Annotated in this window: 14 protein-coding genes; 6 read left to right on the top strand and 8 right to left on the bottom strand. The window is 71.6% G+C overall.

Annotated features, from left to right (window positions below):
• Positions 1-13: 13 nt before the first annotated feature.
• From OG992_RS03910 to OG992_RS03940, 7 genes are all read right to left on the bottom strand, one after another.
• On the bottom strand, positions 14-739 hold the full coding sequence (locus OG992_RS03910; protein ID WP_266302380.1) for an HD domain-containing protein: 726 nt from the start codon (positions 737-739) through the stop codon (positions 14-16).
• A gap of 169 nt (positions 740-908) precedes the next feature.
• Positions 909-2,264 carry a polysaccharide lyase family 1 protein gene (locus OG992_RS03915; RefSeq protein WP_266302381.1) on the bottom strand — a complete coding sequence of 452 codons (1,356 nt, stop codon included), beginning with the start codon at positions 2,262-2,264 and terminating at the stop codon, positions 909-911.
• Between the two features lie 51 nt (positions 2,265-2,315).
• The gene (locus OG992_RS03920; protein WP_266302382.1) at positions 2,316-3,530 is read right to left on the bottom strand and encodes a Gfo/Idh/MocA family protein; all 1,215 of its coding nucleotides are present in this window, start codon (positions 3,528-3,530) and stop codon (positions 2,316-2,318) included.
• Positions 3,520-5,013 (bottom strand): mannitol dehydrogenase family protein, encoded by a 1,494-nt coding sequence (locus OG992_RS03925; RefSeq protein ID WP_266302383.1) that lies wholly within the window; start codon positions 5,011-5,013, stop codon positions 3,520-3,522. Before OG992_RS03925 ends, OG992_RS03920 begins: the two co-directional genes overlap by 11 nt.
• A complete protein-coding gene (locus OG992_RS03930; RefSeq protein WP_266302384.1) occupies positions 5,004-6,308 on the bottom strand; it encodes an enolase C-terminal domain-like protein in 1,305 nt (434 codons plus the stop codon). Before OG992_RS03930 ends, OG992_RS03925 begins: the two co-directional genes overlap by 10 nt.
• Entirely contained in the window at positions 6,305-7,738 is a 1,434-nt protein-coding gene (gene uxaC, locus OG992_RS03935; RefSeq protein WP_266302385.1) for a glucuronate isomerase, read from the bottom strand. Before uxaC ends, OG992_RS03930 begins: the two co-directional genes overlap by 4 nt.
• Positions 7,739-7,763: 25 nt before the next feature.
• On the bottom strand, positions 7,764-9,092 hold the full coding sequence (locus OG992_RS03940) for a Gfo/Idh/MocA family protein (protein WP_266302386.1): 1,329 nt from the start codon (positions 9,090-9,092) through the stop codon (positions 7,764-7,766).
• Between the two features lie 236 nt (positions 9,093-9,328).
• Here OG992_RS03940 and OG992_RS03945 point away from each other — a divergent pair, with 236 nt between their 5' ends.
• The 6 genes from OG992_RS03945 to OG992_RS03970 are packed head-to-tail and all read left to right on the top strand — an operon-like array spanning position 9,329 to position 15,263.
• On the top strand, positions 9,329-10,459 hold the full coding sequence (locus tag OG992_RS03945) for a LacI family DNA-binding transcriptional regulator (protein ID WP_238686134.1): 1,131 nt from the start codon (positions 9,329-9,331) through the stop codon (positions 10,457-10,459).
• 19 nt (positions 10,460-10,478) lie between these two features.
• Positions 10,479-11,828 carry an ABC transporter substrate-binding protein gene (locus tag OG992_RS03950; RefSeq protein ID WP_238686135.1) on the top strand — a complete coding sequence of 450 codons (1,350 nt, stop codon included), beginning with the start codon at positions 10,479-10,481 and terminating at the stop codon, positions 11,826-11,828.
• A 31-nt stretch (positions 11,829-11,859) separates the two neighbouring features.
• Positions 11,860-12,843, top strand: a complete 984-nt coding sequence (locus tag OG992_RS03955; RefSeq protein WP_238686136.1) for a carbohydrate ABC transporter permease — start codon at positions 11,860-11,862, stop codon at positions 12,841-12,843.
• Positions 12,843-13,727: a carbohydrate ABC transporter permease gene (locus tag OG992_RS03960; protein WP_238686137.1), complete on the top strand. Its 885-nt coding sequence runs from the start codon at positions 12,843-12,845 to the stop codon at positions 13,725-13,727. The genes OG992_RS03955 and OG992_RS03960 overlap by 1 nt, the downstream gene beginning before the upstream one ends.
• A 4-nt stretch (positions 13,728-13,731) precedes the next feature.
• Complete coding sequence (locus OG992_RS03965; RefSeq protein ID WP_266302387.1) at positions 13,732-14,412, top strand: hypothetical protein; 681 nt, start codon at positions 13,732-13,734, stop codon at positions 14,410-14,412.
• Positions 14,409-15,263 (top strand): PmoA family protein, encoded by an 855-nt coding sequence (locus tag OG992_RS03970; protein WP_266302388.1) that lies wholly within the window; start codon positions 14,409-14,411, stop codon positions 15,261-15,263. Before OG992_RS03965 ends, OG992_RS03970 begins: the two co-directional genes overlap by 4 nt.
• Before the next feature lie 83 nt (positions 15,264-15,346).
• Here the strand turns inward: OG992_RS03970 and OG992_RS03975 are convergent, their stop codons facing one another.
• The gene (locus OG992_RS03975; protein ID WP_266302389.1) at positions 15,347-16,120 is read right to left on the bottom strand and encodes a hypothetical protein; all 774 of its coding nucleotides are present in this window, start codon (positions 16,118-16,120) and stop codon (positions 15,347-15,349) included.
• Between the last annotated feature and the right edge of the window lie 27 nt (positions 16,121-16,147).

Consider the following 16,147-nt stretch of genomic DNA (forward strand, 5'->3'; position numbering starts at 1 on the left):
ATCCGGAAACGGGTCAGTGCGGGGCGGGCTGGTCCAGGATGGCGCTGAACCGCTCCTCGGCGAGGTCCAGCTGGCCGAAGATGTGCCGCTTCACCGCAGGCGACAACGGGGTGTCCGGCCGGCCGATCAGGTCCCGGAACAGCGGCACCAGCGGCCGGTACTTCCGGGCCGACGAGATCACCTTCGGCCCGACCGTGTGGATCACGCCCACCCCGTTGTCGGTGAAGTCCGACACCTTGATCACCCGGGCCCAGGGCTCCCGGTCCAGGCTGACCGCCAGATGCTCCCGGTACTGCGCGTTGCGGTCCCGCTCGGGGTCGTACACCGGATTGGTGACAGCGGCGACCAGGGTGGCCACCCGTGGCCCGAACCGCGCGGCCAGCGCGGCCAGCGCGGCCCCGGTCGGGTCGGTGCCCGGGTCGCCGTCGGCCAGCTCGACCGGATGGTCCTCCACCGCGTCGTGCAGCAGACCGGCGACGATCACGTCGACGTCCCGCACCTGGTAGTGGTGCATCAGTCTGATCGCCACCCGCAGCAGGTGGTTCAGGTACGGCTCGCGCACGCGTCGATCGTCGCGGTGCAGTTCGGCGGCGAGATCGAGCGCGGCGGTCAACCGCGCCCGGGCTGCGTCGTCGAACTGCTGGACCTCCAACCGGAAACGTTCCAGCAGGCCCGGTTCGCCGTGGATCTCGGTGATCGCGTGCATCGGCATGCTACCCAGGTGCGGCGGGAACTCCATGCGTCACTTATAGCCGATCTTCACCTGATCGATGAGCCCGTACGTCGCCGACCCGACCGCGACCGCGCCGCGCGCCGCCGCCGCGATCGTGCAGTTCCGGTCGTAGATGTGAGTGGATCGTTCTGTGTGTCGGGACAGGAAGTGCAAGATCGCGGAGCCGTTCGGCGGGTTAGATCGGCAGCCGGTCGGCGCCGGCCAGCGGGTTCACCAGGAGGGGGACCAGCGGTGCCGGCAGCACGGGGTCGCGGCGCAGGGTGGGCGTCCACCCCGCGTCTCCGGCCAGGTCGGGGTCATGATTCGCGTTGTACGCCGCCAGCAGGTCGACCGGTCGGGCCGCCCCGCCGCCCTGGCGGACCCAGGAGCCTCGCTCGGTCACCGCGGTGCCGCCCCAGTCGTAGAGCAGGTCCGCCGGGTCGACCGCCGCGTCCAGTGTGAAGAAGTTGTTCTGCGCGTAGATCGCCGACTGGACACCGACGCCGAGCGCGTACTGGAAGTCCTCCCCGCCGACTTGGTAGTGGTTGTTGTAGATGTCGACCTGACCGAAACGCACCCGGGGCAGCCGTTGCAGGACGCCGTCGAAGAGGTTGTGGTGCAGTGTGACCCGCAGCCGGCCCACGTCCGGGCCGACGGTGTTGGACGAGCCGATCAACAGCAGCTTGTCCCGACCCGTGAAGCGGTTCCAGGAGGCGGTGACCAGGCTGGCGGTGTGTGTGACGTCCAGGGACCCGTCGTGCACCTGGTACGGCCGACCGAAGTACACCGGCTGGGCGCTGTCCGGGTTGTCGCCGTCGGTGAAGGTGTTGTGGTCGACCCAGACGTTCTCGCTGCGGCGTACCGAGATCTGGTCGTACTGGCTGTTCCAGTTGCCGGCGTCACCGTCGGTCGGCGACCAGGCGGGGAAGCAGTCCCGGGCGTCGACCAGGGTCAGATTGCGCACGATGACGTTCGACGCCCGGTCGATCATGAGGGTGAGGCCGGTCAGTCGAGCGCCGCGCAGCCCGACGATAGTGGTGTTCGGGCCGACGTTGATCTGAGTCTGCCGGGTCTGGTTGGTCACCGAGCGCACCCGAGCCTCCTCCAGCGGCCCGCTCGGTGGCACCCGTCCCCACACCGCCGGGTCGTACGCGGCCAGGTAGGCGTCCAACCGGTAGGCCGGGTCGGCCAGGTCGTCGCAGCTCAGCGGTGTGCCACCGGGTCCTTCGAAGCCGTCGATGGCGCCGTCGACGTAGATGAGCTTCGGGGTGGCGTCGGTGGCGTTGCCGGCGTTGTCGCCGCCCAGCGCGGCGACCAGCTCCGCCCGGTCGTGGACCACCCGGGTCCGCTCTGGGGTGGCCGCCGAGCCGCCGGTGGTGCCGGGGCCGTCGGCCGCCCAACCGTCGCGCTCGGGCAGCGTCTGCCGGCCGAGGTGGTCGGCCAACCAGGAGAGCCGGTCGGCGGACGGGACGTCCGGACGGGCAGCGGCGGCGGCCGGCGCGGCGCCGAGGAGAAGGGCGACCACTGTGGCGCCGCCGAGGATTCTGCGCATCGACTCACTCCGTTCGTTTGTGGTGGAGGTCCGTCCACGTGGTGTCTGCCGTTATCCGGCCAGCTCGGCGCGGTACGCGCCGGACGCCCACGGCACCCCCAGTTCGCTGGGCAGCGCCCCGCGCTCGGCCGCCCGGCGCAACACGTCGACGACGCCACGCAGGTGGCGGACCCGCTCCCCGCCCTCGCCGAGGGTGGTCACCAGCTCGCCGTCGAGCAGTCGGGGCTCCGGCGCGGGCCGCAACGCGTCCAGCAGCGCGGTGAACGGTGCGGTACGGGCAAGCGGTGCGATCAGTGGCACGCCCGACGGGTCGAGCCGGTGGGCGAGCAGGTTCTCCAGCAGGCCCAGCCGCCCCGGCACCCGGCGGGTCACCACGTCCCCGGGCAGGCGCAGCCGGTCGGTCGGGTACTCCAGCACCGCCTGTCCCGTCGTACCGGTCACCACCACCTCGCCCGCCACGAACTCCTCGGCGGCCAGGGTCACCGCCACCAGCACCGGCGGCCCGGCGCGGAACCGGACCCGCAGCACTGCGGTGTCCTCCACCTCGATCGGCCGGACCCGATAGCGTTCCACCTCGATCGCGACCGGCCACGGCGTCGCCCCGGCGAGCGCCTCGGCGATCGCCAGGCACTGCATCACCGCGTGCGCGAGCGGGTTGACGAGCGCGCCGTCCAGCACCGGGCGGCCGTCCACACTTCGTCGACCGGCCCAGGGGGAGCGGGTGTAGTAGGCGTCCGGCCGCTGCCAGGCGGCGATGGTGGAGATGCCGGTGACAGTGCCCAACCGGCCGGCGGCCAGCGCGTCGGTCAGCGCGGTGAGGGCCGCCGAGCCGACCGCCTGGAAACCGACCTGGGCCACCCGACCGGCGGCGGTGAGGGCCCAGGTCAGCTCCTCGTGCTCGGCCAACGACAGCACCGGCGGTTTCTCCAGCAGCAGGTCCGCGCCGGTGGCCAGGGCGTCACGGGCGATCGCCAGGTGGGTGTGCGGCGGCGTGCAGATCACCACCACCTCCGGTCGGGTGGCGGCGAGCATCGCCCGGTGGTCGGTGAACACCGCCACCCCGGGCGGCACCGGGGCGGCCGGGTCGTCCTCCACCGGTCGGACGTCGACCAGGGCGACCAACCGCAACCGACCGGCGTCGTGCAGGGGCGCGATGACCCGCCGGTGCCAGCGACCGTGCCCGTTCGCCCCGATCACCGCCACCCGGGGCGGCCGGGTTGCCCCGCTCACCGCCGACCGGTCCGGGTGGACCCGGTCACCGGGCACCGGCCAGTGTGGCCTCGACGCCGTGCCGCTCCAACGCGGTCAGCCAGGCGATCACGTCGGCGCGGACCTCGTCGTCCTCGGCCACCTCCATCGGGATGACGTCGCGCAACGCGAAGACCGCGTCGACAGCGCCCGCCGGGCTCTGCGCCCCGGCGTCCAGCGCGGCCCGGATCGGCCCGGCCAGTGGGTCCTGGAACGGCAACGGCCGGCCGTCGTCGGCGTACCCCAGCGCGAAGCGCAACCAGGACGCCACGACCAGCGCGCCCCAGCGCGCGGACCGCCCGGTCGCGCGCAGGTCGGCGATCGTGTGCAGGACGCGCTGCGGGAGCTTCTGGGAGCCGTCGATCGCCACCTGGAGGGTGCGGTGGTGGATCGCCGGGTTACCGAACCGGGCGAGGGCCTGCTCGCCGTAGTCGACCACCAGCACCCCGTCCGGTGGGGTGAAGCTGGCCGCCACGTCCTCGGCGATCAGCCGGCGCAGCACGTCACGCAGGTGCGGGATCTCCAGCGCGTCGGCGATCGTCTCCCGACCGGCCAACGCTCCGAGGTACGCGATGGCGGAGTGCACCCCGTTGAGGGCGCGCAGCTTCAACCGCTCCCACGGGCCGGCGTCGTCGGTGAGCACCGCCCCGGCGAACTCCCAGCCGGGCCGACCGCCGGGGAAGTCGTCCTCGATCACCCACTGCGCGTACGGCTCGGCGGCCACCGCGGCCAGGTCGGTCACGCCGAGCGCCCGCCGGGCCGCCTCGATCGTCTCCGGGGTGCTGGCCGGCACGATCCGGTCCACCATGGTGCCGGGGCAGGTGACGTTGCCGGCCACCCAGTCGACCAGCCCGGCGGGCACCCCGCCGGCCCGGCCGACCGCCTGGTCGAGCATGCCGCGCAGTCGTCGACCGTTGGCCGGTAGGTTGTCGCAGCTCACCAGGGCCACCGGCCCGGCGTCCGCGGCGGCCCGGGCGGCCAGCCCGCGCAGCAGCAGCCCCGGCACCGTGGTCGGCGACGCGCCGCCAGCCAGGTCCGCGGCGAGCGCCGAATCCGGGGACAGTCGGCCGGTCACCGGGTCGAGTTGGTACGCCTTCTCGGTGACGGTCAGGGTCACCACGCGGACGGCCGGGTCGGCGAGCAACGCCACCACGGCGTCCGGGTCGCTGGGCGCGTGCCGGACACCGCTGAGGGCGCCCACCACGCGGGTGGAGCTGCCGGCCGCGGAGAGGGCGCTGACGCTGAACAGGTTGTCCTGCGCGGCGATCGCCTCGACCACGGCGCTGCTGCGCGGGGCGACGGCCACGATGCCCCAGTCACCCCCGGCCGCGCCGACCGCCGCCTCGGTGAAGACGGCCTGGTGGGCCCGGTGGAACGCGCCCAACCCCAGGTGTACGACGCCGGTCGGCACGGTGCCCGGCCGGATCAGCGGGCGGGCCTCGGCGGGCAGGCGGCGCAGCATGCCCATGCCGAGCCGGGAGGCCCCGACGGTCACCGCCATGCCGGACCGTCCGGGAAGCGGAACTCGGCGATCGACGCGGGCTTCATGGTGGCGCTGTAACCGGGCCGTTCGGGCAGCAGGTAGCGACCACCGCGGGTCCGCACCGGGTCGACGAAGTGTTCGTGCAGATGGTCGACGTATTCGATCATCCGACCGTCCAGACCGGTGCCCACCCGCAGGTAGTCGAAGATCGCCAGGTGCTGGACGTACTCACAGAGGCCCACGCCGCCGGCGTGCGGGCAGACCGGCACGCCGAACTTCGCCGCCAGCAGCAGCTCGGCCAGGACCTCGTTGACGCCGCCGACCCGGCAGGCGTCGACCTGCATCACCCCGATCGCCTCGGCCTGGAGCAGCTGTTTGAAGATCACTCGGTTGGCGGCCACCTCCCCGGTGGCCACCCGGCACCGGCCGGCGGTCAACTCGGTCACCGCGCGGGCGATCCGGGCATGCCCGAGGATGTCGTCGGCGTGGGTGGGCTCCTCGATCCAGTACGGGTCCACCTCGGCCAGCGCCGCCATCGCGGTGATCGCCTCGTCGACGTCCCAGACCTGGTTGGCGTCCATCATCAACAGCGCGTCCGGGCCGATCTCCTCCCGGATGATCCGGGCCCGCCGCAGATCGTCGGCGAGCGGGCCGCCGACCTTCATCTTCATCGCCCGCCAGCCGTCCGCGTACGCCTGCCGGGTCAGCGCCCGCACCTTGTCGTCCGGGTAGCCGAGCCACCCGACCGAGGTGGTGTACGACGGGAAACCGTCACGGTCGAGGGCGGCCAACCGGTCGGCCAGCCCGTCGCGTCCCTTGTCGAGGATGGCCGCTGCCTCGTCCGGGGTGAGCGCGTCGGTGATGTGCTTGAAGTCGACGCTGGCCACGAGGTCGTCGGTGGGCAGGTCGGCGAGGAAGCGCCACATCGGCTTGCCGGCCAGGGTGGCCCGCAGGTCCCACACCGCGTTGACCAGCGCGCCGGTCGCCATGTGGATGACGCCCTTCTCCGGGCCCAGCCAGCGCAGCTGCACGTCGGCGCTGAGCGACCGCCAGAACGCCACCGGCTCGGCCGTGATCTCCTCGATGGTGCGGCCCTGGACGTGGTGGGCCAGGGCACGCACCGCCGCGCAGGTGATCTCGTTGCCTCGGCCGTTGGTGAAGGTGAACCCGGCGCCGGTCGGGCCGGCGTCGGTGCCCAGCTCCACGTACGTCGCCGAGTAGTCACCCCGGTTGATCGCGTCGGAGCCGTCGCCCCGGGCGGCGGTGGGGAACCGCACGTCGTGCACCTCGACGGAGGTGATGGTGACCGTCATTGAGCCTGTCCTCCGAAGTTGAAGACCCGCTTGGGCAGCCGGTACGCCAGGTCGACGATGGTCTCGGCGGCCTCGTCCATCGGCAGCCGGTGCTCGGCGACGAGCCGGGCCAGGAAGCCGGCGTCCACCCGGCGGGCCACGTCGTGGCGTACCGGGATGGAACAGAACGCCCGGGTGTCGTCGACGAACCCGGTGGTGTTGTAGAAGCCGGCGCTCTCGGTCACCGTCTCCCGGAACCGGCGCAGCACCTCAGGGGAGTCCAGGAACCACCAGGGCGCGCCGAGCAGCAGCGCGGCGTACCCGCCCGCGAGGGGTGCCAACTCGCGGGTGAAGGTGTCCTCGTCGAGGGTGTAGAGGACCAGTCGCAGCCGGGGGTCGTTGCCGTAGCGCTCCAGCAGCGGCGCGAGCGCGTGGACGTACTCGGTGGCCTGCGGGATGTCGCCGCCGACGTCGCGGCCGTGCCGGGCGTGCAACCACCGGTTGTGGTTGCGCACCGCGCCGGGGTGCAGTTGCATGACCAGGCCGTCGTCGAGCGACATCCGGGCGAACTCCACGAGCATGTGCGCCCGGAACGCCTCCGCGTCGGCGGCGTCGGCCTCGCCGCGCCGGCCCCGGTCGTAGAGCCGTTCGGCCTCGGCCGGGGTCAGGTCCAGGGTGCGCGCGGTGGGGTGGCCGTGGTCGGAGGAGGTGGCGCCGGCGGCGATGAACGCGGCGCGTCGGGCCCGTAGCGCCGCCAGGTAGCCGGCGTACGTGCCGGTGTCCTCGCCGGCCCGATCGCCGAGCCGGTCCACATTCGTCGACCACCCCTCGAACTCCATGTCCACCACGTCGTCCGGGCGGAACGTGGTGACCACCCGACCGCCCGGCCCACCCCACCCGTCGGCGGCGAGCTTGGCGTGCTGCGCGAGATCGTCCAGCGGCGACTCGGTGGTGGCGAGGACCTCGATGTTGAACCGCTCGAACAGCGCCCGGGGCCGGAAGTCCGGCTCGGCGAGCCGGGCCGCGATCTCGTCGTAGAGGGCGTCGGCGGTGCTCGGGCCAAGCGGGGTGTGCACCCCGAACACGGTGCGGAAGGTCTGCTCCAGCCAGAGTCGCGACGGGGTGCCCCGGAACAGGTGCCAGTGCGCGGCGAAGCGTCGCCAGATCACCCGGCCGTCGGTCTCCACCGGGCTGCCGTCGCGGGTGGGCACACCCAGATCCGCCGGGGGTACGCCCTGACTGAGCAGCATCCGGGTCAGGTAGTGGTCGGGCACGATGAGCAACTGGGCCGGGTCCGGGAAGGGGCGGTCCTCGGCGAGCAGGGCCGGGTCGACGTGCCCGTGCGGCGAGATGATGGGCTGCTCCGCCGCCAGGGCGTACAGCTCCCGGGCCAGCGCGCGCTGGCCCGGCTCGGGCGGCAGGAGCAGGTCGGTGTGGTCGAACGTGGGCACGGAGTGGGGCTCCTCGTCTCCTGTGTCAGCGGGGGGTGAGCAGATCGGCGACGCGGACGGGTTGGCCGGTCTCGAAGGACCGGTTGGCGGCCAGACCGGTGAGCAGTGCCAACGCGCCGTCGTCGGCGGTCGCGGCGCGGCCCAACGGGTCGGGTTGACCGCCGAGGAGCACCCCGGTCATCCGGGCGTCGGCGCCGCCATGCCCGTGCCGACTGCGACCCTCCACCGGGATCTGCCGGGGCGGGGCCCAGAACGGGCGCAGGGTAAGCGTCGCACCACCGCCCTCGGCCGGCGCCTCGGCGCCGTGCAGGGCGGCGCCCTTGACCGCGCCGGCGGTGCCCCTGTCGACGTAGTCGTTCTCGGCCACGTCCAGCTCCAGTCGGCCCCGGCTGCCGTTGACCATCACCCGGTAGCCCTCCCAGGGCGCGTACGCGGTGAGGTGGTAGGTCATCGTGGCGCCGGTGGAGTAGCGGGCCAGCACCGCCATGTCGTCCTCGATGCTCACACCGGGCGCGAAGACGTTGCGGTCGCGCTGGTAGCCGTCCTCGGCCTCGGCGTCGAGGTACAACTCGCGCAGCCGGGGGTGCGCGTCCAGGCGCAGGGCGAACGGGTCGTCGGTGGCGGCGGGGGAGCCGTGCGCCCGGTCGTAGTCGCGGGCGTAGCCGTGCCGGCGACCGTCCTCGCCGTAGAAGAAGAGTCGGCCGGCCGCGTACACCTCGACGGGCGTGGCGGCCAGCCACCAGTTGACCAGGTCGAAGTGGTGGCTGGCCTTGTGCACCATCAGCCCCCCGGAGGTGGCCTTGTCGCGGTGCCAGCGGCGGAAGTAGTCGGCGCCGTGGCGGACGTCGAGCAGCCACTCGAAGTGCACCGAGCCGATCTCGCCGACCGCGCCCTCGGCGAGCAGCCGGCGAACCTGTTCGTGCAGCGGGTTGTAGCGGTAGTTGAAGGCGACAGTGACCCGCCCACCGGTCTCGGTGACCGTGTCCAGGATCCGCCGGCAGCGGGCCACGTCCACTGTCATCGGCTTCTCGGTGACGACCTCACGACCGGCGCGCAGCGCGGCCACCACGTACTCGTCGTGGGTGACGTCCACGCTGGTGACCAGGACGACGTCGACGCGCTCCTTGTCCAGCATGGCCGCGAAGTCACCGGCCGGGTACGTGGGCACCGGGCGGTGGCCCAGCTCGGCCAGCCAGCGGTTGTGCGCGTCCATCCGGGCCTGGTTGACGTCGGCGAAGGCGACCAGCTCGGTGGTGTCGGCGTGGTCGAGCACCAGCGCCCGGACGAACATCTCTGCCCGCGCGCCGGTGCCCACGACGGCGTACCGGACTCGCCCGGCGGCTCTCGGTGACATGCGGTCGCCTCCCGTGATCCTGCAAAGGTTTGCAATGAAGTAATCACGATCGATCCGTTCGCGTCAACGACGACGGCGGGATCGGCGTCATTTGTCAGTGTTTGAGGGGCGGCAGGTGACCAAGAGGAGTGTGGGTGCAACGAAGCCGTAATCATTGACCGTTGACACTGGCGCAACCGTTTGCATTAATGGGCCACACCTGCGTGACCGCCACCACATCGGACGAAGGGGCCGCCGTGCCAGTCACCATCCGGGACGTCGCCCGCGCGTCCGGTGTGCACATCTCCACCGTGTCCCGCACCTTCTCCGCTCCACACCTGGTCAACCCTGAGACCCGGGTCCGGGTGCTGGCCTGCGCGGAAGATCTGGGCTATCGGCCCAACCGCGCCGCCCGGGCACTGATCACCGGGCGGACGCACAACATCGGGCTGATCATCGCGGACATCGCGAACCCGTTCTTCCCGCCGCTGATCAAGGCGGCGGAGAGTCAGGCCCGACACCGCGACTATCACGTCTTCGTGGCCGACACCAACGAGGACCCGACCGCCGAGGAAGAACTGGTCCACGCGCTGGCCAAGCAGGTGGACGGGGTGCTGCTGTGCAGCCCTCGGATGAGCAACAGCCTGATCGAGCAGCTCAGCCGCGAGGTGCCACTGGTCGTGGTCAACCGCCAGGTGACCGGCCTGCCCTGCGTGCTGATGGACGTCGGGCAGGGTGCCCGCTCGGCGATCGAGCACCTGGTGGGCCTGGGGCACCGCAGCATCGCGCTGCTCGGTGGCCCGCGCAGCTCGTGGACCAACCGGGAGATGCGCCGTGCCGCCGGCGCGGCCGCCCGAGCCGGCGGCGCGGAGCTGACCATGCTCGGCCCCAACGCGCCCACCGAGGTCGGCGGTTCCGCCGTCGCCGAGCAGGTGCGACGCAGTGGGGTGTCGGCAGTGCTCGCCTACAACGACCTGATGGCGATCGGCCTGATCGAGGGGCTGGACGCGCTCGGGGTCCGGGTGCCGCAGGAGGTGAGCGTCGTCGGGGTCGACGACATCACCCTGAGCCGGCTGACCCGCCCCAAACTGACGACGGTGGCCACACCCACCGGGGCCGCCGGCCGGACGGCCGTCGACATGCTGCTGCAACAGGACATCGAGTCACCGCGCGGTGCGCGGGGGTCCGGTGCCGGCACGGCGCTCGGCGTCCGTCGTACCACCGCACAGGTAATGCTCCAGACCGACCTGGTCATCCGCGACTCGACCGGCCCGGGCCCGTACGCCCGACCGGCACGTCCCCTGGCCGCACCACGTGGCCCGGGCCCGCATTGCCCTGCGGACCCGGGCACCCCGACTGCGGCCACCGGTGACGCCGTCGCCTCCTAATGCCGAGGAGTGAGCGCACATGCACCCCGCAACGCCCCCCACCACTGCCGCGCCCGTCGGGCGCGCCCACCGTACCCCGCTGCCTCGGCGGCGCCTGCTGCGTGGCCTGCTCGCCGTGACTGTCGCCGCACCGCTGATGTTCGGCGCCGCCGCCTGCGGAGACGACGACGGAGGCGCCGCCGACCCGAACGCCCCGGTCAAGCTCTCCATCTTCTGGTGGGGTGGCGACGCCCGGGCCAAGCTGACCGAGGACGCCCTGGCCCTCTACACCAAGAAGCACCCGAACGTGACCTTCGAAAAGACCTGGCAGGCCAACCAGGGCTACTTCGACAAGCTGGCCACCCTCACCGCCGGCGGCAACCCGCCGGACCTGTTCCAGATCGACGACAACTACCTCGCCGAGTACGCGGCCCGCAACACCACGCTCGACCTGACCTCGTACCAGGAGTCCGGAAAACTGGACACGTCCAAGTTCCCGGAGAGCCTCTGGCAGTACGGCGTGGTCGACGGCAAGCTCGCCGGTCTGGCCGCCGGGGAGAACACCCAGGGCCTGGTCTACAACAAGACGCTGTTGACCACTAACAACCTGCCCGAGCCGACCACCGGGATGACCTGGGAGCAGCACATCGCCTGGGCCGAGCAGGTCACCGCCAAGACCAAGGTGCCCGGCACGCAGGACCCGAGCGCCGACTACAAGGCGTTCTGGGTCTGGCTGCGCCAGCAGGGCAAGGACCTCTACAAGGGCAAGGAGCTGGGCTTCACCGCCGAGGACGTGACCAAGTGGTTCGACCTGTGGAAGGGCGCCCGGGACCGCAAGGCCACCCCGAGCGCCGACGTCATCCACGAGGGCAACTCCAGCGACGTCACCAAGCAACTGGTGGTCACCGGCAAGTCGGCGACCTCCTGGGTCTGGGCCAACCAGATGCCGGACCTGAAGAAGAACACCAAGGACGAGCTGGGCGTGATCGCCTACCCCGGTGATCCGAGCGCGCAGTGGGCCCGAGCCTCGATGTACTGGTCGGTGTTCAAGGGCAGCAAGAACAAGGACGTCGCGGTCGACGTGATCAACTTCCTGAACAACGACCAGGAGGCGGTCAAACTGCTCGGCACCGACCGCGGTCTGCCGTCCAACCTCGACCTGCGCCGCGTGGTCAGCGACGACACCACCGACCCGGCCATGAAGCAGTCCATCGCCGTCGAGGCGGAGCTGACCCAGAAGTTCGGCAAGTCACCGCAGGTGCCGATCAAGGGCCACAGCAAGGTGAAGTCCGAGCTGATCAAGGCCGCCGAGAACGCGCAGTACGGCCGGGCCACCCCCGCCGAGGCCGCCGCCCAGTTCATCGAGGCGTGCAAGTCCGCCATCGCCTGACCGCGCCGCGAGGCGAGGAGAGGAGCTGTTCGTGGCGTTGACCACGGCACCCGACCCGACCCGACGCGGCCCCGGATCCGACCGGGCCCACGCTGAGAGGCGTGGGCCCGGACGCTTCCGGCACAGCGAAGGTCTGGCGGGGTACGTCTTCCTGTCGCCGTGGCTCATCGGCCTGATGGGTGTCACGGCAATCCCCATGGTGCTCTCGCTCTACCTGAGCTTCACCAACTACGACATCCTCACCCCCTTCTCCGAGGTGGAGTGGGTGGGGCTGGCCAACTACGAACGCATGTTCACCGCCGACCCGTCGTACTGGCACGCGGTGCGGGTCACACTGACCTTCGCGCTGATCGCCGTACCGCTGAAGCTGGCCGCGGCGCTCGGCGTGGCGCTGCTGCTCAACCGCGCCTGGCGCGGCGTCGGGCTGTTCCGCGGGCTGTTCTACCTGCCGTCCCTGCTCGGCGGCAGCGTCGCGCTGGCCATCGTCTGGGTCAACATGTTCAACCGCGACGGGGCGTTCAACTCGTTGCTGAGCCTCGTCGGCATCACCGGCAAGCCGTGGGTCAACGACCCCGACTGGGCCCTCGAAACACTGATGGTGCTGGCCATCTGGCAGTTCGGCGCACCGATGGTGATCTTTTTGGCCGGGCTCAAGCAGGTGCCCACCGAGCTGTACGAGGCCGCGTCGGTCGACGGGGCCGGCCGGTTCCGTCAGTTCCGCAACGTCACACTGCCGATGCTCTCCCCGGTCATCTTCTTCAACCTGGTGCTGGAGACCATCAACGGCTTCCAGGGCTTCACCGCCGCGTTCGTGCTCAGCAACGGCACCGGCGGCCCTGTCGACTCCACCCTGATGTACACGCTGAACCTCTACATCACCGGCTTCACCGACCTCAACATGGGCTACGCCTCGGCGATGGCCTGGGTGTTCCTGCTCGCCATCGCGGTCATCACCGCGATCTTCTTCAGCACCGGACGGTTCTGGGTGCACTACTCCGACGGGGAGGACCGGTGATGGTGACGGTGACCCCGACGACCGCAGCGCCGACCGCGCGCCGACGACCCGGCGGACGGCCCGTGCTGCGACTGCTGATCCTGGTGGCGATCGTCGCCGTGGTGCTCTACCCGCTGATCTGGATGGTGGGCACCTCGCTGAAGTCCCAGGAGGAGATCGTCAACAACGTCGGGCTGCTGCCCGAGCGTTTCACCCCGGGCAACTACACCGCCGGGTGGTCCAACTTCGACGTCAGCTTCGGTCGGTTCTTCCTCAACAGCGCCATGGTCAGCCTGCTCACCGTCATCGGCAACGGGCTCTCCTGCCTGCTGGCCGCGTACGCCTTCGCGCGGCTGCGGTTTCGGCTACGCGGCATGTGGTTCGCCGTCATGATCGGCACGCTGCTGCTGCCGCAGCACGTGCTGATCGTTCCGCAGTACATCCTGTTCCGCACGCTCGGGCTGGTCGGCGGCGACTGGCCGTACCTGCCGCTGCTCATCCCGCAGTTCCTGGCCACCGAGGCGTTCTTCGTCTTCCTCATGGTGCAGTTCATGCGGGGCGTCCCCCGGGAGCTGGACGAGGCGGCCCGCATCGACGGCGCCGGCCCGTTCGGCATCTTCCGGCACATCATCCTGCCGCTGAGCCGCCCGGCGCTGGTCACCACGGCGATCTTCTCGTTCATCTGGACCTGGAACGACTTCTTCCGCCAGCTGGTCTTCCTGTCCCAACTGGAGGACTACACCGTTCCGGTCGCGCTGACCCTGTTCATCGACTCGACCAGCCAGAGCGCGGTCGGCCCGATGTTCGCCATGTCGGTGCTGTCGCTGCTGCCGGTCTTCCTGTTCTTCGTCGCGTTCCAGCGGATGCTCGTCGAGGGGATCAACACCAGTGGCATCAAGGGCTGAACCCGTGGACACCGGCGGGCGGCGGGACTGGCGCGACGTCGCCCGCGACGCCGCCGACCTGGCGTTGCTGGGCATCCTGCTGACCCTCGCGGCGGTTCCCCTGCTCACCGCCGCCGCGGCGGCGGGCACGGCCAGCGCGGCGGTGCACGACTGGACGCGTACCGGCAGTTGGCCGTCGGCGCGCACGACACTGCGCCGGTTCGGCCGCGCGGTGCTGCCCGGTGTCCCGGTGAGCCTGCTCGCGCTCGCCAGCGCCGTGCTGCTCGCCGCCGACCTGGCGGCGCTGGCCACCGGCCGGGTGCCGGGCGGCCCGGCTGCGCTGCTCGTGACGGCGCTGATCGCGGCCGGCCTGGCCGGGTACGGCGGGTTGGTCGTCGTCGAGGTGGGCGGCAACGGGGGCGGGCGGTGGTGGGCCTCGGCCCGCTCCGCCGCCCGCGCCTGCCTCGACGTGCCCACCCGCTGGGCGGCGCTCACCGGTGTCGTCGCGCTGGCCGGGCTGCTCACCGTCCTGGTCACCCCGGTCGCGGTGCCGATCCTCGCCGGCTACACGGTGGCCGCCCTGCACGCCGTCACCGTCCGCCGGCCGGTGTCGGTCGCCGTCGTCGGCGGCCGGCAGAGACCAGCCGACCCCAACGCCCGCCGGCGGGTGTCGGTCGCCGTCGCCGGCCGTCGGGAGCTGCCGTGAGCGGGGAGCCGGTTCGGTTGACGGTCGGGACCACTGAGGTGGCCGAGTACATCCTCGACCCGGCGCTGGACGCGCGACACGGGCCCCGACCGTACCTGCACCCGGTACGCACGCTCGGCGGAACGGTGGTCACCGATGCGCTCCCCGCCGACCACGTGTGGCACCTCGGGGCGTCCCTCGCGGTGCAGGACGTCGACGGCAGCAACCTCTGGGGCGGGCGCACCTACGTCCGCGACGTGGGCTACACGTGGCGCGACGACCACGGCGTCATCGCGCACACCGGTGAGGTCGAACGGTCCGCGGGCCGGTACGCGCACGATGTCGAGTGGCGCGACAGGGCCGGCGGGGTGCTGCTGACCGAGCGGAGGTGGCTCGCCGCGTCGGTGGTCGCGCCGGACGCCTGGCGGCTCGACCTGGAGTCCGTCCTCGTTGCCCCGGAGCACCGGGAGATCCGGTTGGGCAGCCCGGCCACCAACGGCCGCCCGGGCGGGGCCGGCTATGGCGGGTTCTTCTGGCGGGCCGCCGCCGACGGCGATTCGGCGGTGTTCACCGCCGACGCGGCCGGGGAGGAGACTGTCAACGGCAGCGCGGCGCCGTGGCTCGCGCTGACCGGCGCCGGGTCGGGTGGCGGGGCGTACACACTGGTCTTCGCGGGCCTCGGCCGCGGCGACCGGTGGTTCGTGCGGACGAGCATGTATCCGGGGGTCTGTGTGGCGTTCGCGTTCGACCGCCCGGCGGTGGTGCCGGCTGGTGGGAGCAGGCACGGCCGATACCAGGTGTGGGTGGCCGACGGAACCCTCGACCGGAACGGTGTCGACGCCCTGGTCACGACGGTGCCAAGACCACTCTGAGCGGGGCTCCGAGCCCGAACACCCCTCGTTGACCATGAAGTTATTGCCACGACACGCCGGGCGGAGTGGCAACAACTTCATGATCAACGGGGTGAGGAGCTGGTGCGGGTCGGTAGGGCTGCGGTTACTCGGACGGCTTTGACGATCGCCGGGATCGAGCCGATCAACAGCACCAGCCCCCAGACGATCGCGATGATCGCGAAGATCAACGCCGCCACGTCGTCGACGATGCTGACCAGGATCACCGGCACCAGGTTGTGCAGGAACTCCAGCACGACGGTGCACAGCAGTGTGGTGAGGATCAGCAGGACGAGACCCTTGTTCTGCAGGAAGCGCGGCTGGGCCAGCACCAGCATCCCGGCCCACACCAGCTTGAGCAGCAGCACCAGCCCGAGCAGCACCGCCGCCTCGCCGACCGGGAAGAACCCCCACAGCGCCAGGTACGCCAGCGTGCCGAACGGGACGGCCAGGAACAGCGACACCATGATGGACAGCTCCACGAACGCGACGACCAGCGCGACCAGCCCGACGATGATCAGGATGATCGAGAAGATCAGGCTGGCGACGCCCTGCACCCGACCCTGGACGCGCTCGGGCAGCAGCAGGCCCAGGCAGAACAGCCCGGTGCTCCAGACCGCCACGGCGTCGATCAGCGCCAGGTAGCCGGTGCCCCGGCCGGACGGTTCGCTGACCCCTGACACGTCGTCGATCTCCACGTCCAGCGCCCCGGCGCTGTCGGCGAGGGCCGCGTCGGCGTCGGCGCCGCCGAGCAGCAGCCCGGCACCGAGCTCCACCCCGATCGCCAGGACGATGGCGAGCATGGCCAGCAGCAGGAACGGCTTGCGCAGGTCACCCACGGCGGCACCTTCCTCTCAGCCCGGGTC

This window comes from Micromonospora sp. NBC_00362, assembly GCF_026342155.1.
GTDB classification, from domain to species: Bacteria; Actinomycetota; Actinomycetes; order Mycobacteriales; family Micromonosporaceae; genus Micromonospora; species Micromonospora hortensis.